Raw genomic sequence first — 17,686 nt, 5'->3', positions numbered from 1 at the left:
GCGATCAGCGACAGCGACGACGGCGGTAATGTCGTCGCTGTCGCTGATCGCATGGAGCGCGTCCCAGCTTCCCACGTCGCTCCAGCCCATCGCGACCGGCACCACGGCGACGCGATCGGCCTTCTCCATGACCGCATAGTCGATCGAATCCGATGGCGAGGCGGCGAACGCTTCGGCGTCCGGATAGACGCGCACGCCCTCGCGACGGGCGCTTTCGCAAGCGCGACGAACCGACGCCAGCATCTCCGGCGCGAACCGTTCCAGCGCGGCCAGAAACGCATCGGCACGGAAGAGGAAGATGCCACCGTTCCACGCATGGTCGCCCGACGCGATCATCGCCTCCGCGACATCGCGCTTCGGCTTCTCAACGAAGCGGGCGACGCGGTGGATGCCGGATGCCAGTTCCTCACCGACCTTGATATAGCCATAGCCGGTTTCGGGCGCGTCCGGCGTGATGCCGAACGTCACCAGCCAGCCCTGTTCGACCAGCGCCAGCGCGGTGTGGATGGCGGCGTGGAAGGCGTCACGATCGGCGATGACGTGATCGGACGGCATCACCAGCATCGCCTGATCGGGACGCGCGCTCAATGCCGCCAACGCGATCGCCGGCGCGGTATTCCGCCCCGCCGGTTCGAGGATCAGCGCCTGCGGCGTCGCGCCGACCGCGCCAAGCTGCGTCTCGACCTCATCGGCATGGCTGGCGTTCGCGACCACGATCGGCGCGGCGAAGGCGTCGCCATGCGCGCGTGCGGCCGTGAGTTGCAGCATCGTTTCCCGCGCGGTGAGCGCCAGCATTTGTTTCGGCTTTTCCGGCCGCGACATCGGCCACAAGCGGGTACCCGATCCGCCAGAAAGGATCACCGGCACGATTTCGATCATTGACGCTCCTGTTCCCCCAGGGAGGCATCGTTACGCCTCCGTTCGCGACAACACACCGAATGGCGCAAAGCTCCCTTTAAGGTTGATATTGCGTTGCGGCAATGCGTTCAGGCGATTAGCCGTGACGACGATGACCGACGCCCTGGACAGGATCGCCGCCGCGCTGGAGCGGCTGACCCCGCCGCCGCCCGCCGCGGCCGATCCGCTGGCCCACCCCGCCTATGTGTGGCGCGATGGCGCATTGGTGGCGGCGCGCGACTTTCGTCCGCTGCCGCTTGCGCTGCTGCACGGCGTCGAGGCGCAGCGGGATGCGCTGTTCGCCAATCTGTCGCGGCTGGCCGCCGGCCATGCCGCGCAGGATGCATTGCTGTGGGGCGCGCGGGGGACGGGCAAGTCGGCGCTGGTCAAGGCGGCGGTCGGTGCGGTGCAGGAGGCCGGAGGCGCGCTGGCGCTGGTCGAGGTCGCCGCCGATCGGCTCGAAAGCTTGCCACGCCTGTTCGACGCGCTGGCGCTCCAGCGCCGTGCCTTCGCGATCTTCCTCGACGATCTCGGCTTCGATGCGGCCGCCGATGCGCGCATCCTGCGTTCGCTGCTGGAAGGGGGCGCCGAGGCGCGCCCGGCGAACGCGCGGCTGATCGTCACGTCCAATCGCCGCCACCTGGTGACGCGCGACATCGCGGAACAGAGCAGCGCGATCAATCCGCGCGATTCCGTCGACGATCAGATGGCGCTGGCCGATCGCTTCGGTCTCAGCCTGGGTTTTCACGTCGTCGATCAGGACGGCTATCTGGCGATCGTGCGCGGCTATGCGACCCGCTACGTGCTGGCGTTCGATCCAGCCGACGCGGTGCAATGGGCGACGCGGCGCGGCAGCCGGTCCGGCCGCGTGGCGTGGCAATATGTCGTCGAACTCGCCGGGCGCGAGGGGAAGGCCCTGGCGCCCGGCGGTTGATCGTCAGGCCGCGCGGCGGTGCGGCAGACGGCCGACCGCGCCGCTGGCGGCTTCGCTGTCGCCCAGCCGGAAGCGCGCCACTTCGCGGGCCAGGATCTCTGCCTCGTCGGCCAGCGTGCGCGCGGCGGCGGTCGCCTGTTCGACCATGGCGGCGTTCCGCTGCGTGACGTTGTCCATTTCCGACACGGCGGTGTTGACCTGTTGCAGGCCCGTCGACTGCTGCCCGGCCGAGGCGGCGATCCGCGATACGAGATCGCTGATCTGGCCGATGCGCGTGATGATCCGTTGCAGCGCCTGCCCGGCCTCATTGACCAGTTCGACCCCGACGCCGACCTGGTCGGACGAGGCGAGGATGCGGGTCTTCACGTCCTTGGCGGCGTCGGCGGAGCGCTGCGCCAGCGCCCGCACCTCGCTGGCGACCACCGCGAAGCCCTTGCCCGCCTCGCCGGCGCGCGCGGCCTCGACGCCCGCGTTCAGCGCCAGCAGGTTGGTCTGGAACGAAATGCCGTCGATGACCGTGATGATCTCGCTGATCTCCGACGACGCGCGCTCGATCCCGCCCATCGCGTCCACCGCGCGACGGACGATCTCGCCCGATTCCTCGGCCTCGCTGCGCGCTTCGCCGACCAGCCGGTTGGCCTGCGCGGCGCCATCGGCGGTCTGTCGCACGGTATCGGTAATCTCGTGCATCGCGGCGGCGGTTTCCTCCAGCGACGCGGCCTGCTGCTCGGTGCGCTGCGACAGGTCGTCGGAGGCCTGGCGGATATCGCCCGAGCCGATGCGGATCTGTGCCCCCGAGCGGGTGACGATGCCCAGCGTCGCGCACATTTGCGCGCGCATCGCCTCGAAACTGTCCGCGAGCGCCTGATATTCGGCCGGCAGGCCGACGAGCGAGGCCGTCAGGTCGCCCTGCGCCATCCGCTCGAACACCTTGCCGCATTGTTCGATCACCGCGCGACGCCCGGCCTGTTCCGCCTCGAAATAGGCGGCGAGCGCGATGTCCATGTCGACGAGCGCGGTCTTCACCAGCGCCGCTGCCGCCTTGGCGCGGCGACGACGCCCGAACGGCGTGGCCAGCAGGCGCGGCAGGACATGCTCGAGCATACGGGCATAGCCGCCGATGTACCAGGTCGGTGCCAGCCCGACGCGCGCATGGACCTGTCCGATATGGCTGGCGGTTTCGGCATAGGAGGCGTCGAGGCGGCCGGAGAACAGCCGTTCCCAATGTTCGAGCTGACGATCGCGGGCATGCGTCATGCGGGCCGGCGAGTCGAACAGCGCCTTCAACTGCGGCGTCCCGGCGATATGTTCGTAAAGGCTGGTCAGCGCGGCGGGCGCGTGGGCGCGCATCGCCTTGGCCACCGCCGGGAACTTGGAGCACCCGCTGCCGTCGCTGCCGAATGCGGCGAGGCGCTGTTCCATGTTGCTAGCATCCGTCATGACAAACCCTCCAGATACTGGAGGTCATAGCGCCCGGTGGTTAACATCCATTTGACCGGACACCGCCACGGCACGGCGATCAGCGCAAATCTTCCACCATCTCAGCCAGTTCAAGCCAGCGCAGCTCGGCGGCGTCCTTCTCCTCGCGCAGCGTGGCGATTCCCTTGCTCAGCCGGTCGAATTGCGCCGGATCGCGAGTGTAGAGCGCGGGGTCCGCGAGCGCCGCCTCGTCCGCCGCGATGCGCGCGTCGATCTCCTCGATACGCTTGGGCAGCAGGTCATAGTCGCGCTGGTCCTTGTAGCTCAGCTTGGTGCGTGCCGGTGCGGGCGGGGGCGGGGCCGCTGTCGGCCTGGCCGCCGCCTTCTTCGCCCCCTCGACGCGCGGGCGCCGCTTGCGCTCCCAATCCTCATAGCCGCCGGCCACGACATCGACATGCCCCGATCCGTCCAGACCGAGCGTGATCGTGACCGTGCGATCGAGGAAGTCGCGGTCGTGGCTGACGATCAGCACCGTACCGCCATAATCGGCGATCACCTCCTGAAGGAGGTCGAGCGTCTCCAGATCGAGATCGTTGGTCGGCTCGTCGAGGATCAGCAGGTTCGATTCGCGCGCGAATTCGCGCGCGAGCAACAGGCGCGAGCGCTCGCCGCCGGACAGGGTACCGACCTTCGCCTCGGTCAGCGACGGATCGAACAGAAACTCCTTCAGATAGCCGTGGATATGCTTGCGCACGCCCAGCACGTCGATCCACTCGCCGCCATCGGCCAGCACGTCGCGCACCGTCTTCTGCGGGGCCATAAGGCTGCGCTGCTGATCGATCACGATCCCGTCCAGCGTCTGCGCGCGCTTCACCGTGCCGCTGTCGGGTTGCAGCTCCCCGGTCAGCAGCTTGAGCAGGGTCGTCTTGCCCGCGCCGTTGCGGCCGACGATCCCGATCCGGTCGCCGCGCGCGACGCGCAGCGTCAGGTCGCGGATGATCGGTCGCTCGCCGAACGCCTTCGACACCTGTTCGGCATCGATCACGATCTTGGTCTTGTTGTCGTCGCTGGCCATCTGCAGCGCGGCGGCGCCCTGCGGCCCCATCATCGCGGCGCGTTCGGCGCGCATCTCCTTCAGCTTCGACAGGCGGCCCTGGTTGCGGCGGCGGCGACCGGTGACGCCGCGTTGCAGCCAATGCTCCTCGATCTTCAGCTTGGCGTCGAGGCGCTGCGCGTTGCGCTCCTCCTCGGCATAGACCTGCTCGGTCCAGGCATCGAAGCCGCCGAAGCCGACCTCGGCGCGGCGCAGCTCGCCACGGTCCAGCCAGAGCGTCTGCTTCGTCAGCCGGGTCAGGAAGGTGCGGTCGTGGCTGATGACGACGAACGCGCCGGTGAAGCGCTTCAGCCAGTCTTCCAGCCATTCGATGGCCGCGATGTCGAGGTGGTTGGTCGGCTCGTCCAGCAGCAGCACGTCCGGCTCCATCGCCAGCGCGCGGACGATCGCGGCACGGCGCCGTTCGCCCCCGGAGGCCGAGGATGCCTCCCGCGACAGATCGATGCCGAGCTGGTCGGCGATCGCCTCCGCCTGATATTTCTCCGGCGCGCCGTCGCCCGACAGCACGTAATCCTGAAGAGTCGCGAAGCCGGCGACATCGGGATCCTGTTCCAGCATCACCACGCGCGTGCCGGGTACGATCGTGCGCCGCCCTTCGTCGCAGTCGATCGCGCCGGCGATCAGCTTCAGCAGGGTCGACTTGCCCGCGCCGTTGCGCCCGATCAGCGCGAGGCGATCGCGTTCGCCGACGAACAGGTCGAGGTGGCGGAACAGCCACCCCGCACCCTGAACGAGTCCGAGGTCTTCATACGACAATACAGGTGCGGCCATGACGTGCGACCTAGGGAACCGGGGCGCCGCGGGCAAGTTGCGCGTTGTCCGACCCATTCACAGGCTGTTCAATCCGCCATCACTATGTCAGCAGTCGTGAAAATGATCGCGTCCCTGTTCCTCCTGTCCGGAATCGCCACGTCCGTGGCGGCGGCGGCCATGCCCGATCAGGTGCATGACGGCGCCGTGGCGTTGCAGGCGCGGCGGCAGGGCCGGCTGTTGCCGCTCCCCGAGATCGAGCGGCGGGTGGTGCCGACGATGCGCGACGCGCAATATATCGGTTTCGACCTGGAGATGCCCAGCGGCATCTACACGCTCAAGTTCCTGCGCGATGGCGCGGTGATCTGGGTGGATGTCGACGGGCGCACGGGACAGGTGCTGGGGCGCACCGGGCGCTGACCCGGATCGGGACGGCGCGGCGCTGCGCCGCAGCCGCCGGAGCGCGGATCGTTTCGCCACCGTGTGACGTTCAGCGCGGCGACAGCCGTCATTCCATAACGGCCGGCTTTCGTGCTAGCGCGAAGGCTGGCCGTTCGTTTTTGTAGCAGGGAGCCCCACCACCGATGCGCGTGCTGATCGTCGAGGATGAGCCCAATCTGGGCCAGCAGCTCAAATCCACGCTGGAGGGGGCCGGCTATGCGATCGATCTCGCCACCGATGGCGAGGAGGGGCATTTCCTGGGCTCGACCGAAAGCTATGACGCGATCGTGCTCGACCTGGGCCTCCCCGAAATCGACGGGCTGACGGTGCTCGATCGCTGGCGCAAGGAGGGCAAGACCACGCCGGTGCTGGTACTGACCGCACGCGACAGCTGGTCTGACAAGGTCGCCGGGCTGGACGCGGGCGCGGACGATTACGTCGCCAAGCCGTTCCAGACCGAGGAACTGATCGCGCGGCTGCGCGCGCTGATCCGTCGCGCGTCGGGCAATGCCTCGTCCGAGCTGATCGCGGGCGACGTGCGGCTGGACACCCGTTCGGGCAAGGTCACGCGCGCCGGCGAGCCGGTGAAGCTGACCGCGCAGGAATACAAGCTGCTCAGCTATCTGCTGCATCACAAGGGCAAGGTGGTCAGCCGCACCGAGTTGATCGAGCATATCTACGATCAGGATTTCGATCGCGATTCAAATACGATCGAGGTGTTCGTGACGCGGATCCGCAAGAAGCTGGGCCAGGATGTCATCACGACGATCCGTGGCCTGGGCTACAGCCTGGAAGATCCGGACGCCTGATCCCGTGACCGACATGGTCGCCCCGGAACCACGCGCGCGCGGATCGATCTCGCGGCGGATGATCCTGATCGCCTTCGCGTGGATTTCCGCGTTGCTGGTGGGCGGGGGCTTCGCGCTGGACCGCGTGCTGGTGGGGGCCGTCACCAGCAATGCCGACGACCAGCTGGAATATGTGCTGCGCTCGTTGCTGGTGTCGGCGGAGATCGATCCGGTGGGCGAGGTGCGGTTCAATCGCGAGCCGGCGGACCAGCGCTTTCTGGAGCCCTATTCCGGCCTCTACTGGCAGGTGTCGTCGCCCGGGCAGGAGACGTTCCCGTCGCGCTCCCTTTGGGACCGCGAACTGGCGTATGGCGCGCCGCACCGGGATCGCGGCGTCCACACCTACGACAGCAGCCAGTTTCCCGACGAGAAATTGCGCGTGGTGGAGCGGGACGTGACCTTGCCCGGCTCCAAGGTCCGCTGGCGGTTTCAGGTGGCGAGCAGTCGCGAGGCGCTGGATGCGCAGATCGCGGTGCTGCGCCGGACGCTGGTGCGCAGCTTCGTGCTGCTGGGGCTGGGGCTGGTGATCCTGGCGGCGCTGCAGACCTTTTATGGCCTGCTCCCGCTGCGCCGGCTGCGCATCGAGATCGCGAAGATGCGCGCCGGGCGCTCCAACCGTATCTCGGGGGACATGCCCCTCGAACTGCTGCCGATGGTCGAGGAACTCAACGCGCTGGTTGCGCATAACGAGACGCAGGCGGAGGAGGCGCGGCGCCACGCCGGCAATCTGGCGCACGCGCTGAAGACGCCGCTAACGGTCATCATGAACGCCGCGACCGCGCAGTCGGACGATCTGGCCGATACCGTGATCCGCGAGGCGCGCACGATGCGGCGGCAGGTCGATCACCATCTGGCGCGCGCCCGCGCGGTCGGGCGGCGCGGCTCGGCGCACAGCCGCGCGGAGGTGTGGCCGAGCGTCGAGTCGGTGGAGCGCGCGGTGCAGCGGCTGTATCCGCATGTCCGCATCGACATGAGCGGGCCGAAGGATCTGATCGCGCATATCGAACGGCAGGATCTCGACGAGATCATGGGCAATCTGGTCGAAAATGCCGCCAAGTACGGTGGCGGCAGCGTGTTCGTGACGGTGGGCGCGCAGGCCGGGTTCGTCGAGATTTTGGTCGAGGACGACGGCATGGGCATCCCGGAGGCGGACCGCATCCGTATCTTCGATCGCGGGGTACGGCTGGATACCGGCAAGCCGGGGACCGGGCTGGGGCTGGCGATCGTGCGCGACGTGGCGGAAATCTACGACGGGACGGTGACGCTGGAGGAGAGCGAGGATCTCGGCGGGCTGCTGGTGCGGTTGCGGTTGCCGATGGCGGGGTGATACGGTCTCTTCCACGCCCGCTTTTTCACGTCACCCCGGCGGAGGCCGGGGGGCCAGCTACGGAGCGCCGGTGATGCCGCGAAGCGCCCTTTGACTGCGGCCTTCCCGACTGGACCCCGGCTTTCGCCGGGGTGACGGCGAGTAAGGGGGGGAGCCAGCTACGCCGCGTAGCGCGTGGCGGTTTCGCGGATCAGCGCGATCATGTTGGGGATGCCTTGCGTGCGGTTGGAGCTCAACTGCGCCTTCAGGTCGAAGGGGGCGAGTTCGCCTTCGATGTCGGTCGCGAGGATTTCGGCGGCGGTGCGGTCCTGCACGGTCAGCAGCACCAGCGCGATGATACCCTTCGTGATGTGCGCGTTGCTGTCGGCGAGGAAGTGGAGCCGTCCGTCGTCGCGGACCGCCGGATAGACCCAGACCGAGGCGGAACAGCCGCGCACCAAGGTCGCATCGGTCTTCAGCGCCCCGGGCATCGGCTCCAGCGCGCGACCGAGATCGACGAGCAGGCGGTAGCGGTCGTCGCCCTCCAGGAAGGCATATTCCTCGCGGATATCGGCGAGCGTGGGGGCGGCGTCGGTCATGCCGCGCGGGCTATCGTGCCCGGGCGCCGCCCGCAACCGTTCACAGGTCGACGCCCGCCGCGATCGCCTCGAGCTTGCGGATACGCTCCTTCAAGTCGGCGATCTCGATCCGCGCGCCGGCATGGGGCGCGGGGGCGACGTCGCTGGCGAGGCGCAGTTGCTGGCTCTTGAGCTGCAACCAGCCGCGCCAGCCGTTCAGACCGGCATAGACCAGCATCGCGAGACCGGCGAGCGCGGCGGCGGCGAGGGTAAGATAGACTTGGGGATCGGACATGGCTGCCTTCTCCAGCAGGCGGTTGGCGATCAGCGGTCGCGCAAGGCTTCGATCTGGCGGTCCAGATCGGCGCGGCCGTGTTGGTCGGTGATGATGTGCTCCAGAACGGCGATGCGTTCCTTGAGCTGGCGGATCTCGTCGGTGGCGGGGGCGGACGGCCCCTGCGGCGGCAGCGACTGCTGCACGGCCATCGCGCGCCACTTCTCGCGGCTGACCTTGCCGATCGTGACGACCATCACGATGACCATCACCATCACTGCTACGGACCACGGCACGATAGTATCTCCCTGTTATTCTGTTGTTCTAGTTGAGCGGGCGGGCGTCGGGGAGGACGCGCAGGCCCTCGATCTCGTCGGCCAGCGCTACGCCTTTGTCGGTGACGATCCGTTCCAGCACGCGGACCCGCTCCTCAAGCCGCTCGGTCTGCGCCGCATATTGTGCGGCCTTCTCGGCGGTCGCGGCGCTCAGGACTTCGGCCATCTTCTCCTTGTGCTTAAGCCAGCGCCGCAAGGAGTCGCTGCCGATGCCGAGGATGACCGGCAGTCCGACCACGATAAAGACGATCATCAGGACGGTGTTGTTCATGGTCTCCTCCCTCAGCGATCGCGGAGCGCGTCGATTTCGCGCGCGGTGCGGGTGGCCGGGTCGGTGGCGATGCGTTCGAGCACGGCGATCCGCTCTTCCAGCCGTCCGACCTGACCGGCGAGGCGTTCGTTCTCGCTGGTCAGCAGCCGCAGGTGGCGCTCGGCCTCCGGGTTGCTGCGGTCGATGTTGCGGCCCCAGTCGTCGCTGATCGAATAACCGTGCCGCGCGCGGATCAGGTTGTTGAGAACCCAGGCGGTCATGGTGATCGCAATGATCGCGAGGACGAAATTCGGTCCGTGCATTGCTCGAAACTCCCCGGTGCGGCCCGTCCTAGCGCAGGCTCTCGATTTCCTTGGCCAGCGACGAGTTGCGGCTGGTGTAGTGCAGCTCGATATCGGCGAGGCGGCGATCCAGTTCGCGGAACTTGGCGCGGACCTCGGCGGTCGAGCGGGTCGGATTGGCGCGGACGCCCTGCCAGAATTTCTGGTCTTCACGGTCCTGATACAGATTGGCCGGTTTGGTTTCGGCCATCCAGGCGATCAGGACATAGGCGACCAGCGTCCACGGAAAGCCACCGGCCAGCGTCAGCAGGATCATCGCGATGCGGACCCACATGACCTCGATGCCGGTATAATCGGCCACCCCGGCGCAGACGCCCTTCCACTTGGCATCCTGCTTGTCGAGGTAGAATTTGGTGCGGCTGTCGGACATCAGTTCCTCCGATCAAGCGGGCGTTGCCCTTCGAGGCGGTAGTCCGGTTGCTGGCGATAGTCGCCGAGGCCGGTGCGGAAATCGGGGTTGTCGGCGGCGACGATCCGTTCGACGGTCGTGACGCGATCCTCAAGACGGCGGGCAAGATTGTACATCTCGTCGAGAAGCTGTTCGTCCTCGCCCGTCATGCGCGGGGCGGTCTTCCATTTCGTGACGTAGTGGAAAACCAGCCACGGCAATCCCAGAAACAGGATGCCGACGACCAGCACAGGCATGAAGAACTCCATCTCAACCCTCCTTGTTCATGCGCTTCTTGAGCGCTTCGAGTTCGGCGTCGATCTTGTCGCTCGACCGCAACTCGTTGAATTCGTCTTCCAGCGTGCGGGGCGTCAGGCCCATCGCCTCGGCGCGGCCCTCCGCCTCGTCGGCGCGGCGCTCCATGATCTCGAAGCGGCTGAACGCCTCGTGCGTCTTGGGACCGTTCCACATCTCGCGCAGCCGCGCCTTGGTGTTGGCGCTTTCCAGCCGCGTCGCGATCGCGTTCTGCTTGGCCCGTGCCTCGCGCAGCTTGCTTTGCAGCTTGGCGATATCCTCTTCCGAGGAACGGAGCGCGGCATCCAGCCCGGCGACCTCCTCGCTCAGTTGCGCGCCCATCTCCGCGGCCTTGCGGCGTTCGACGAGTGCGGCCTTGGCCAGATCCTCGCGATCCTTCGACAGCGCCAGTTCGGCCTTTTCGGTCCAGCTCGCCTCCAGCTCGGCGAGCTTGGCGATATGCCGGCGCATCTCCTTCTGGTCGGCGATGGTGCGGGCGGCGGAGGCGCGAACCTCGACCAGCGTATCCTCCATCTCCGCGATGATCACGCGGACCATCTTGGCGGGATCGTCCGCACGGTCGAGCAACTCGGCCATGTTGGCGGCGACGATGTCGCGAGTGCGGGAGAAAATGCCCATTCGATACGGACTCCTTGGGTATTCACGCCATGTTAGCGGATCGGACGGGGCACGGGGAGGGTCTTACGCCCGTACCCCGTCCGCCGCTCATGCCAGGGCGCGGGCGGAAGTGATCGGTGCATGGCCCAGCGGCGTCGCCGGGCCGACGGCGCTCAGCACCATGGTGGCGCTGACGATGACGGTGAGGGCGAGAGCGGCGAGCTTGCTGCCGAAAGTGGTGGTGTTGGTCATGGTCGAAACTCCCTGAAAGCGTTGTTGCCCGAAGCTTTGCAGGAGGCGTGCCAAATCAAAAAAAATCGCAGAAATGCGCGCTTTTCAGAGTGTTGAGCCCGAACAGGAAAAACTCGTTGTTGCCATCGTCTGGTGAAATGCGCCAATCCTTGGCGTATGAAGCGCAGTACGCAGGTGATCGGGCAATCGGGCGTCTTCCTCGACGCGCTGGAGCGGGCGAGCCGCGCCGCCGCGCTCGACCGTCCGGTGCTGGTGATCGGCGAGCGCGGGACCGGAAAGGAACTGGTGGCCGAACGGCTTCACCACCTCAGCCCGCGCTGGGACCAGCCGCTGGTGACGATGAACTGCGCCGCGCTGCCCGAGACGCTGATCGAGGCGGAATTGTTCGGGCATGAGGCGGGAGCCTTCACCGGCGCGTCGAAGGCGCGCGCGGGGCGGTTCGAAGAGGCGGACGGTGGGACGCTGTTCCTCGATGAACTCGGCACGCTGTCGATGGGCGCGCAGGAGCGGCTGCTGCGCGCGGTCGAATATGGCGAGGTGACGCGCATCGGCGCATCGCGCCCGTTGCGGGTCGACGTGCGGATCGTCGCGGCGACCAACGAGCATCTGCCCGACCGGGTGGAGGCGAACACCTTTCGTGCCGATCTGCTCGATCGGCTGTGTTTCGAGGTGGTGACACTGCCGCCGCTGCGTGCGCGCAAGAGCGACATTCCGGTGCTGGCGGACTTTTTCGGGCGGCGGATGTCATCGGAACTGGGGCGCGACGAGTGGCCGGGCTTCACGCCCGAGATTGAGCAGGAGATGCGCGACTATCGCTGGCCCGGCAATGTTCGCGAGTTGCGCAACGTCGTCGAGCGCGCGGTCTATCGCTGGGAGCGGCCGGGCGCGATCGGGTCGATCGAATTCGATCCGTTCGCCTCGCCCTATCGCCCATCGGGCGCGAACGGGAAGCGGCCGGAGCCGGCACCTGCTTCGGCCCCGCTCGCCGTGTCGGCCGATGAGGATGACGAAGTGGCGGCGTGCGAGGTCGGGCCGTCCGACTTCAAGAGCCGCGTCGCGTTGTTCGAGCGTGACCTGCTGACCAAATCGCTGGCCGAGCATCGCTTCAACCAGCGCGCGACCGCCGAGGCGCTGGGGCTGAGCTACGACCAGTTGCGCCATGCGCTGCGCCGCCATGATCTGATCGGAGCGGTTGCGTAACGAGCGTCCGGGAGCCATTTGGGACGCATCGCGTTGCCGACGCGAACCTTGAGGAGGATTTATGGCTTTCGAACTGCCGCCGCTGCCCTACGCCTATGACGCGCTGGAGCCGGTGATCTCCAAGGAGACGATGACGTTCCACCACGACAAGCACCACGCCGCCTATACCAACAAGCTGAACGAGGGCGTGGCCGCCGATCCGTCGCTGGAGGGACTGTCGATCGAGGATATCCTGGCGCGTGTGTCGTCGCTGCCGCCGCTGATCCGCAACAATGGCGGCGGGTATTGGAACCACGATTTCTTCTGGAAGATCATGGGGCCGAAGGGATCGACCCAGCCGTCGGGCAAGCTGGCCGAGGCGATCGACGCCTATGGCGGGCTCGACAAGCTGAAGGAGGATTTCAACGGTAAGGGCGCGGGCCAGTTCGGCTCGGGCTGGGCATGGGTGATCGCGGACGCATCGGGCGCGCTGAAGGTCACGTCGACGCCGAACCAGGACAACCCGCTGATGGACGATGCCAAGGAGAAGGGCACGCCGATTCTGGGCAATGACGTGTGGGAGCACGCTTACTACCTGACCTACATGAACGATCGCCCCGGCTATCTGAAGGCGTGGTGGGATATCGTGAACTGGGACGAGGCGGGCAAGCGGTACGAGGCCGCTGTCGGCTGACCCGGCGCAGCGCTGCTGACGAAGAACGGCCCGGGGATCCCCCGGGCCGTTTTTTGTGCGTGCGACGATCAGGCGTGATGCATCCCGACCGAGCAGGCTGGAGCATCGGTGGGTTATTCGAACGTCCACTTCTGTTCGGCATCACCGGTGCAAGGCCAGACGATCACGTCCTTCGCCAGATCCTGCGACGCCGCGCCGACCGCCAGGCACGATCCCGACTGGCGGTTGACGATCCGGTCGCCACTGATCGTCCATTGCGATCGCGGACCGATCGAGCACGAGGTCTGCACGGTCAGCGTGCCATAGGCGTTGTCGTTGTCCTGGGCGAGGCACAGCCCGCTGTGCTGGAATACCAGCTGCGTATAATTGCCCACTTTCCGCCGCTCGATCATTTCATTGCCCTCGCGGTTGCACGTCCACTGGATCGCCTTGGCGCCATAGGTCTCGCCGTAACCGTTGATGTTGAGGCAGAGGTTGCTGTGCGCCACCTTGGCACGGACCAGCTGGGTTTCGGGCGAACCGAGAGCGATCGTGCCGCGAGCGGCGTCGATCGTGATCTGCGACGCGAACGGCATGTCGAGCGATGTCGGCGTCGGGAAGCGCAACGGCAGCCAGACATAGGTTGAATCGTTGACGATCTGCCCGCTCGCCGGCCCCCAGCGATCGCCCATGTACAGGTAGGACGTGCCCATCGATCCCTGTACCGGCAGGATGAAGGTCGATTGCGAGTTATAGGTGTAGTTGTGGCCGAACCAGTGCGGCCCGCTCCACGGACCAGCGAGACTGGCGGCGGTGAAATAGGCGGCGGTATTGGGGTTCCAGCCGCTGGCGCCCGACGTCAGCAGGAAATAGGTGCCCCCGCGCTTGACGATCGCCGGCGCTTCGCGGTGGTGACCCTGCAATACCGTGACGAGCTTGTCGATCTTGGTGTAATCGTCGCTCAGCTTGTAGATGTTCAGATCGTAGTTCACCGCGGCGGCAGAGATCAGATACGCCGATCCGTCGGTGTCCTGAAACACCGTCATGTCGCGCGATTCGTAACCGAGCGGGTTGAAGCTGCCGAGATAGGTGTAGTTTCCGTCGACCGTATCGGACGTGGCGACCGCCACGCGCGCCTCGACATAGTCGCGGCCATTTTCCTTGTGCGCCCAGAGCACGAATTTCTTGGTCTTCGCGTTGTAGAGAACCTTGGGTCGCTCGATGTTGACGAAGTTGAGCTCCTCGGCGGAACTTTGCTTCAGGATGTCGTTGCGAAATTCCCAGGTTTTCAGGTCCGTCGAGCGGTACATCGATACGGCGCGGAAGGAATAGTCCGGGTTCCGGTTTTCGCCGAGAAAATAGTAATAGTTGCCGACCTTGATGACGCCGCCGCCATGCGCATCGATCTGCCCGCCGGTGGTCGTCGTGAATTGCGATCCATTGTTGACCGTTGCCGGTCCCGCCCATGCCGGTGCCGCCATCGTCGCGGCGCCCAACATCGCGGCCGCCCATATCGACCCTCTCATCTCCCGCTCCATATCTACCACCGATCTACGTCGGCGAATCATATGTAAGACATATTGGAGGTAAGGTGAAGACGGTTAATTCGAGAGTTTGTCAGCGACGTGATGAGTAACACCGTTTGCATACCAAGTTGAGGCCATGTCCCATGTTAGCGCTATAATGCAGTTTTGGTTGCGCGACGGGATGGACGACAGCAGTCGTCAGCGTATATGTCGTACATAAAGGTGCGGAATGGCACTGTGGGAGAGTGACATGGATCGGGCGTCGCGGCGCGTGGGAGGTCTGACGGCGCTGGTGCTGGTCGGGGGCGCGGCCTGGTGGTGGCACGCTGCGACTGGCCCGGGCGGCCATCCGGGCGGCGGCGTGGCGATCGTGGCGGGCCGTTCCGCCACCGAAGCTCATCCGGCGGTCGCCCGCGTCGTAGTCACGCCCGCACCCGTGGCTTCGGCCACGCCGATCGCCGCCGATCCGGTGGTGGCGGCGCGGCGCGACACGTCGGTGCTTGCCGCGGTCGCCGACCGGAAAGGACCGGACGCGAAGGTATTGGACGGCGCGATGGCGCGGCAGGATCGCGATGCCGCCACCGCCGGTCCCACCGAGGGGGCAATGCGCACGGCCCTGATGCAGGTGCCGCTGCTGGCGGCCGGGACGGAGGCGCCGCGCGTCCTGTGCGTCGACACGACGTGCGAGGTCACCGGCGTGGCGGCGGCTGGACGCACGCGGGAGGAGGTCGAGGCGGCGTTGCGCGACCCGGTGCTGCTGCGCGCGATGATGATGCGCGGTTACATGCCGGGACCGGCGACGATCGCGCCCACATCGGACGGCGGTGTGGGCTACGTCCTGTACCTGAACGATAAAATGGGAAGTCGCGTCACCACGGCGCGGCAATGACAACGGGAGAGAGAGCGTTGAGCACGAACATCAAGGGCCGCGTGTCGGCCGCGATCCTCACAGCCATGGCACTGGCGGGGGCGAGCCCCGCCGCGGCGGCGATCATCGATTTCGACGACCTGAGCGGGTCGGGCGACCTGATCGTGAACGGCTATGCCGGGCTCGGGTGGGAGAACGTCTATGTGCTCAACCCCGACGATGCGCCGACCAGCGGTTATCAGAAGGCGATCGTGTCGGGCACCCGCATCGCCTATAGCGGCTACGACCTGCCGGCCTCGATTACCGGGCTGGGCGCCTATGTCTTCGACAGCGGCTGGTTCACGGCCGCCTTCAACGACGGGCTGACGATCACCGCGCGCGGCTTCGACGGCGACACGCTGGTCCACGAGCGCTCGTTCACCGTCGACACGAAGGGGCCGAGCCAGCAGGTCTTCAAATGGGGTGGCATCTCGCGGGTGACGTTCACCGCGGAGGGCGGCACCGACCAGTTCTTCGACATGTCGGGCACCAATTTCGCGGTCGATTCGCTGGGCATCGCCGCTGTGCCGGAGCCCGCGACCTGGGCGATGATGGTGCTGGGTTTCGCGATGGCGGGGGCGGCGATCCGCCGTCGTCGCGCGGTCGCTGTCCCCGCCTGAGGCCGCCATCCGGCGTCGCCGGGCGGGTGACGATCACCCCTCCGGCGGCACCGGCGGCGTTTCGTCGCCCAGCGTCAGGCCGTGGCGCATCAGCATCGGGACGTTGGCGATCGCGAACAGCAAGGTCGCGGGTATCACGATCCACACCTTGTAGATCGCCCACATGTCCCAGCCGCGCTGCGCGCCGAGCGCGACGGCGGCGCCGCGCCAGACGGCTTCGTTCAGCACCGCCATGATGGCGAAGAACCATACCCAGTTGAGCGTCAGCCGCCGCCACCCGCTCTCGCGCAGGCCGGGATAGCTGCTGCCCATCAACTGCTGGAGCAGTGGCCGGCCGGTCGCCGCGCCGAAGCCCAGCACGGCGGCGAGCAGCGCATAGACGATCGTCGGCTTCATCTGGATGAAGCGCGGGTCGCGGAAATACATCGTCAGTCCGCCGAACACGATCACCAGCCCGGCCGAGATCAGCAGCATGACCGGGATGCGGCCGAGCTTCACCCGGGCGATGACCAGCGCCACGACGCTGGCGATCACGAAGACCGCCGTCGCCAGGATGACGCGCGCGAGCAGCAGCGCCTCGACCTGCTTCAGCGTCGAGAGCATCGGCGTGAAGTTCGCCACGACACGCCGCGCGACCTCGGCCGGAACCAGGAAGTTGGCGACGAAGAACAGCGCCAGCGGGCCGTAGTCGACCAGCGCGCGGACGCCGCCGTGATTGTCGGTCTTCGTCTCGCTCACCGGCGCTTCCCTTCGTCGACTCCGGCGATGATCCGGCTGACCTCGGCGGGGTCGAACGGGCGCAGGTCGTCCATCTGTTCGCCGACGCCGATCGCATGGATCGGCAGGCCGTAGCGTTCGGCCGCCGCCACCAGCACGCCGCCGCGCGCGGTGCCGTCCAGCTTGGTCATGACCAGCCCGGTAACGCCCGCGACCTCCTTGAACACCTCGATCTGGCTGAGCGCGTTCTGGCCGGTGGTGGCATCGAGGACGAGCAGCACGTCATGCGGCGCGGCGGGGTTGAGGCGGCCGAGCACGCGGCGGATCTTGGCGAGCTCGTCCATCAGTTCGCGCTTGTTCTGGAGCCGGCCGGCGGTGTCGACGATCAGCACGTCGGTGCCGATCGCGGTCGCCTGCTTGACCGCATCCCAGACGATCCCGGCGGCGTCGCCACCCTCGGGCCCGGTGACGATGGGCACGCCGATCCGCTCCGCCCAGGTTTTCAGCTGACCGATCGCGGCGGCGCGGAACGTGTCGCCCGCCGCGAGCATCACGGCATAATCCTGTTCGAGGAACAGATGCGCCAGCTTGGCGATGGTCGTCGTCTTGCCAGAGCCGTTGACGCCGATGACGAGGATCACCTGCGGGCGCGGGAAGGCGTCGATGCCGATCGGCTTGGCCACCTCGCGCAGCACCTTCTCGACCTCCTCGGCGACGACGAGGCGGATGCCGAGCTCCTCCATGTTGCGCTCGAACGTACCCTCGGCCAGCCGCTCGCGGACCTTGGCGGCGGTCTGCGGGCCGAGGTCCGAGGCGATCAGCGCTTCCTCGACGCTGTCGAGCGTGTCGTCGTCCAGCCGCGCGCCGCCGAGCCCGGCGAGATTGCCGACCAGCCGGTCGGAGGTGCGGCGGAAACCGCCCAGCAGCTTGTCGTGCCAGCTCGTGCTCATGCGATGATTCCGGTCAGATGGTCGGCGGCGGCGGCGGTGACGGTCACCGCGACG

Annotated in this window: 23 protein-coding genes; 8 read left to right on the top strand and 15 right to left on the bottom strand. The window is 67.0% G+C overall.

Features of this window, described 5'->3' with window-relative positions; genetic code table 11:
* Positions 1 to 879: mannose-1-phosphate guanylyltransferase (locus tag NS334_RS15005; RefSeq protein ID WP_083500519.1), on the bottom strand; the 879-nt coding region annotated here is incomplete at its 3' end.
* A gap of 130 nt (positions 880 to 1,009) precedes the next feature.
* Here NS334_RS15005 and NS334_RS15000 point away from each other — a divergent pair.
* Positions 1,010 to 1,831, top strand: coding sequence for an ATP-binding protein (locus NS334_RS15000; RefSeq protein WP_058756767.1), 822 nt, complete (start codon positions 1,010 to 1,012; stop codon positions 1,829 to 1,831).
* A 3-nt stretch (positions 1,832 to 1,834) separates the two neighbouring features.
* On the opposite strand, the gene NS334_RS14995 is transcribed toward NS334_RS15000, so the two are convergent.
* Positions 1,835 to 3,271 (bottom strand): globin-coupled sensor protein, encoded by a 1,437-nt coding sequence (locus tag NS334_RS14995; protein WP_058756764.1) that lies wholly within the window; start codon positions 3,269 to 3,271, stop codon positions 1,835 to 1,837.
* 79 nt (positions 3,272 to 3,350) lie between these two features.
* Positions 3,351 to 5,135, bottom strand: a complete 1,785-nt coding sequence (locus NS334_RS14990; RefSeq protein WP_058756763.1) for an ABC-F family ATP-binding cassette domain-containing protein — start codon at positions 5,133 to 5,135, stop codon at positions 3,351 to 3,353.
* A 102-nt stretch (positions 5,136 to 5,237) separates the two neighbouring features.
* On the opposite strand from NS334_RS14990, the gene NS334_RS14985 reads away from it, so the two are divergent.
* From NS334_RS14985 to NS334_RS14975, 3 genes are all read left to right on the top strand, one after another.
* Positions 5,238 to 5,534, top strand: coding sequence for a hypothetical protein (locus NS334_RS14985; protein WP_241491979.1), 297 nt, complete (start codon positions 5,238 to 5,240; stop codon positions 5,532 to 5,534).
* Between the two features lie 164 nt (positions 5,535 to 5,698).
* A complete protein-coding gene (locus tag NS334_RS14980) occupies positions 5,699 to 6,364 on the top strand; it encodes a response regulator transcription factor (RefSeq protein WP_028966034.1) in 666 nt (221 codons plus the stop codon).
* A gap of 58 nt (positions 6,365 to 6,422) precedes the next feature.
* Positions 6,423 to 7,730, top strand: coding sequence for a sensor histidine kinase (locus NS334_RS14975; RefSeq protein WP_058756766.1), 1,308 nt, complete (start codon positions 6,423 to 6,425; stop codon positions 7,728 to 7,730).
* A 158-nt stretch (positions 7,731 to 7,888) separates the two neighbouring features.
* Here the strand turns inward: NS334_RS14975 and NS334_RS14970 are convergent, their stop codons facing one another.
* The 9 genes from NS334_RS14970 to NS334_RS18720 form a co-directional block, all read right to left on the bottom strand.
* Positions 7,889 to 8,308, bottom strand: coding sequence for a SufE family protein (locus NS334_RS14970; RefSeq protein ID WP_058756765.1), 420 nt, complete (start codon positions 8,306 to 8,308; stop codon positions 7,889 to 7,891).
* A gap of 40 nt (positions 8,309 to 8,348) precedes the next feature.
* Positions 8,349 to 8,582, bottom strand: a complete 234-nt coding sequence (locus NS334_RS14965) for a hypothetical protein (protein WP_058756761.1) — start codon at positions 8,580 to 8,582, stop codon at positions 8,349 to 8,351.
* Positions 8,583 to 8,611: 29 nt separating this feature from the next.
* Entirely contained in the window at positions 8,612 to 8,857 is a 246-nt protein-coding gene (locus NS334_RS14960) for a hypothetical protein (protein WP_153002765.1), read from the bottom strand.
* Positions 8,858 to 8,885: 28 nt separating this feature from the next.
* Entirely contained in the window at positions 8,886 to 9,167 is a 282-nt protein-coding gene (locus NS334_RS14955; protein WP_058756759.1) for a hypothetical protein, read from the bottom strand.
* 11 nt (positions 9,168 to 9,178) lie between these two features.
* Positions 9,179 to 9,427 (bottom strand): hypothetical protein, encoded by a 249-nt coding sequence (locus NS334_RS14950; protein WP_241491978.1) that lies wholly within the window; start codon positions 9,425 to 9,427, stop codon positions 9,179 to 9,181.
* 70 nt (positions 9,428 to 9,497) lie between these two features.
* Positions 9,498 to 9,878, bottom strand: a complete 381-nt coding sequence (pspC, locus tag NS334_RS14945) for an envelope stress response membrane protein PspC (protein WP_058756757.1) — start codon at positions 9,876 to 9,878, stop codon at positions 9,498 to 9,500.
* Positions 9,878 to 10,165, bottom strand: a complete 288-nt coding sequence (pspB, locus tag NS334_RS14940) for an envelope stress response membrane protein PspB (protein ID WP_058756756.1) — start codon at positions 10,163 to 10,165, stop codon at positions 9,878 to 9,880. The genes pspC and pspB overlap by 1 nt, the downstream gene beginning before the upstream one ends.
* Before the next feature lies 1 nt (position 10,166).
* Complete coding sequence (gene pspA, locus NS334_RS14935) at positions 10,167 to 10,829, bottom strand: phage shock protein PspA (RefSeq protein ID WP_058756755.1); 663 nt, start codon at positions 10,827 to 10,829, stop codon at positions 10,167 to 10,169.
* Between the two features lie 87 nt (positions 10,830 to 10,916).
* Positions 10,917 to 11,060: a hypothetical protein gene (locus NS334_RS18720; RefSeq protein ID WP_193753119.1), complete on the bottom strand. Its 144-nt coding sequence runs from the start codon at positions 11,058 to 11,060 to the stop codon at positions 10,917 to 10,919.
* Positions 11,061 to 11,216: 156 nt separating this feature from the next.
* Between NS334_RS18720 and pspF the strand changes: the two genes are divergently transcribed.
* Both pspF and NS334_RS14925 read left to right on the top strand, forming a co-directional pair.
* Positions 11,217 to 12,260, top strand: coding sequence for a phage shock protein operon transcriptional activator (pspF, locus tag NS334_RS14930; protein ID WP_058756754.1), 1,044 nt, complete (start codon positions 11,217 to 11,219; stop codon positions 12,258 to 12,260).
* 61 nt (positions 12,261 to 12,321) lie between these two features.
* Positions 12,322 to 12,933 (top strand): superoxide dismutase, encoded by a 612-nt coding sequence (locus NS334_RS14925; RefSeq protein ID WP_058756753.1) that lies wholly within the window; start codon positions 12,322 to 12,324, stop codon positions 12,931 to 12,933.
* Between the two features lie 113 nt (positions 12,934 to 13,046).
* On the opposite strand, the gene NS334_RS14920 is transcribed toward NS334_RS14925, so the two are convergent.
* Positions 13,047 to 14,438 (bottom strand): family 43 glycosylhydrolase, encoded by a 1,392-nt coding sequence (locus NS334_RS14920; RefSeq protein WP_058756752.1) that lies wholly within the window; start codon positions 14,436 to 14,438, stop codon positions 13,047 to 13,049.
* A 250-nt stretch (positions 14,439 to 14,688) separates the two neighbouring features.
* Between NS334_RS14920 and NS334_RS14915 the strand changes: the two genes are divergently transcribed.
* Both NS334_RS14915 and NS334_RS14910 read left to right on the top strand, forming a co-directional pair.
* Positions 14,689 to 15,327 carry a hypothetical protein gene (locus tag NS334_RS14915; RefSeq protein ID WP_058756751.1) on the top strand — a complete coding sequence of 213 codons (639 nt, stop codon included), beginning with the start codon at positions 14,689 to 14,691 and terminating at the stop codon, positions 15,325 to 15,327.
* 17 nt (positions 15,328 to 15,344) lie between these two features.
* Positions 15,345 to 15,965 carry a PEPxxWA-CTERM sorting domain-containing protein gene (locus NS334_RS14910; RefSeq protein ID WP_241491977.1) on the top strand — a complete coding sequence of 207 codons (621 nt, stop codon included), beginning with the start codon at positions 15,345 to 15,347 and terminating at the stop codon, positions 15,963 to 15,965.
* 33 nt (positions 15,966 to 15,998) lie between these two features.
* Here the strand turns inward: NS334_RS14910 and NS334_RS14905 are convergent, their stop codons facing one another.
* Together NS334_RS14905 and ftsY are read right to left on the bottom strand one after the other, a co-directional pair.
* A complete protein-coding gene (locus NS334_RS14905; protein WP_058756749.1) occupies positions 15,999 to 16,703 on the bottom strand; it encodes an inner membrane-spanning protein YciB in 705 nt (234 codons plus the stop codon).
* Entirely contained in the window at positions 16,700 to 17,632 is a 933-nt protein-coding gene (ftsY, locus tag NS334_RS14900) for a signal recognition particle-docking protein FtsY (RefSeq protein WP_058756748.1), read from the bottom strand. The genes NS334_RS14905 and ftsY overlap by 4 nt, the downstream gene beginning before the upstream one ends.
* Positions 17,633 to 17,686 lie beyond the last annotated feature (54 nt).

Source organism: Sphingomonas endophytica (assembly GCF_001476895.1).
Lineage (GTDB): Bacteria > Pseudomonadota > Alphaproteobacteria > Sphingomonadales > Sphingomonadaceae > Sphingomonas > Sphingomonas endophytica_A.
The sequence above is the reverse complement of the archived record's forward strand: the minus strand, read 5'-3'. Positions and strand labels throughout refer to the sequence as shown.

Excerpts from the sequence above, each read along its gene's own strand:
- NS334_RS15000 (WP_058756767.1), top strand. The coding sequence starts at position 1,010 with ATGACCGACGCCCTGGACAGGATCGCCGCCGCGCTGGAGCGGCTGACC.
- NS334_RS14995 (WP_058756764.1), bottom strand. The coding sequence starts at position 3,271 with ATGACGGATGCTAGCAACATGGAACAGCGCCTCGCCGCATTCGGCAGC.
- NS334_RS14990 (WP_058756763.1), bottom strand. The coding sequence starts at position 5,135 with ATGGCCGCACCTGTATTGTCGTATGAAGACCTCGGACTCGTTCAGGGT.
- NS334_RS14985 (WP_241491979.1), top strand. The coding sequence starts at position 5,238 with ATGATCGCGTCCCTGTTCCTCCTGTCCGGAATCGCCACGTCCGTGGCG.
- NS334_RS14980 (WP_028966034.1), top strand. The coding sequence starts at position 5,699 with ATGCGCGTGCTGATCGTCGAGGATGAGCCCAATCTGGGCCAGCAGCTC.
- NS334_RS14975 (WP_058756766.1), top strand. The coding sequence starts at position 6,423 with ATGATCCTGATCGCCTTCGCGTGGATTTCCGCGTTGCTGGTGGGCGGG.
- NS334_RS14970 (WP_058756765.1), bottom strand. The coding sequence starts at position 8,308 with ATGACCGACGCCGCCCCCACGCTCGCCGATATCCGCGAGGAATATGCC.
- NS334_RS14965 (WP_058756761.1), bottom strand. The coding sequence starts at position 8,582 with ATGTCCGATCCCCAAGTCTATCTTACCCTCGCCGCCGCCGCGCTCGCC.
- NS334_RS14955 (WP_058756759.1), bottom strand. The coding sequence starts at position 9,167 with ATGAACAACACCGTCCTGATGATCGTCTTTATCGTGGTCGGACTGCCG.
- NS334_RS14950 (WP_241491978.1), bottom strand. The coding sequence starts at position 9,427 with ATGACCGCCTGGGTTCTCAACAACCTGATCCGCGCGCGGCACGGTTAT.
- pspC (WP_058756757.1), bottom strand. The coding sequence starts at position 9,878 with ATGTCCGACAGCCGCACCAAATTCTACCTCGACAAGCAGGATGCCAAG.
- pspB (WP_058756756.1), bottom strand. The coding sequence starts at position 10,165 with ATGGAGTTCTTCATGCCTGTGCTGGTCGTCGGCATCCTGTTTCTGGGA.
- pspA (WP_058756755.1), bottom strand. The coding sequence starts at position 10,829 with ATGGGCATTTTCTCCCGCACTCGCGACATCGTCGCCGCCAACATGGCC.
- NS334_RS18720 (WP_193753119.1), bottom strand. The coding sequence starts at position 11,060 with ATGACCAACACCACCACTTTCGGCAGCAAGCTCGCCGCTCTCGCCCTC.
- pspF (WP_058756754.1), top strand. The coding sequence starts at position 11,217 with ATGAAGCGCAGTACGCAGGTGATCGGGCAATCGGGCGTCTTCCTCGAC.
- NS334_RS14925 (WP_058756753.1), top strand. The coding sequence starts at position 12,322 with ATGGCTTTCGAACTGCCGCCGCTGCCCTACGCCTATGACGCGCTGGAG.
- NS334_RS14920 (WP_058756752.1), bottom strand. The coding sequence starts at position 14,438 with ATGAGAGGGTCGATATGGGCGGCCGCGATGTTGGGCGCCGCGACGATG.
- NS334_RS14915 (WP_058756751.1), top strand. The coding sequence starts at position 14,689 with ATGGATCGGGCGTCGCGGCGCGTGGGAGGTCTGACGGCGCTGGTGCTG.
- ftsY (WP_058756748.1), bottom strand. The coding sequence starts at position 17,632 with ATGAGCACGAGCTGGCACGACAAGCTGCTGGGCGGTTTCCGCCGCACC.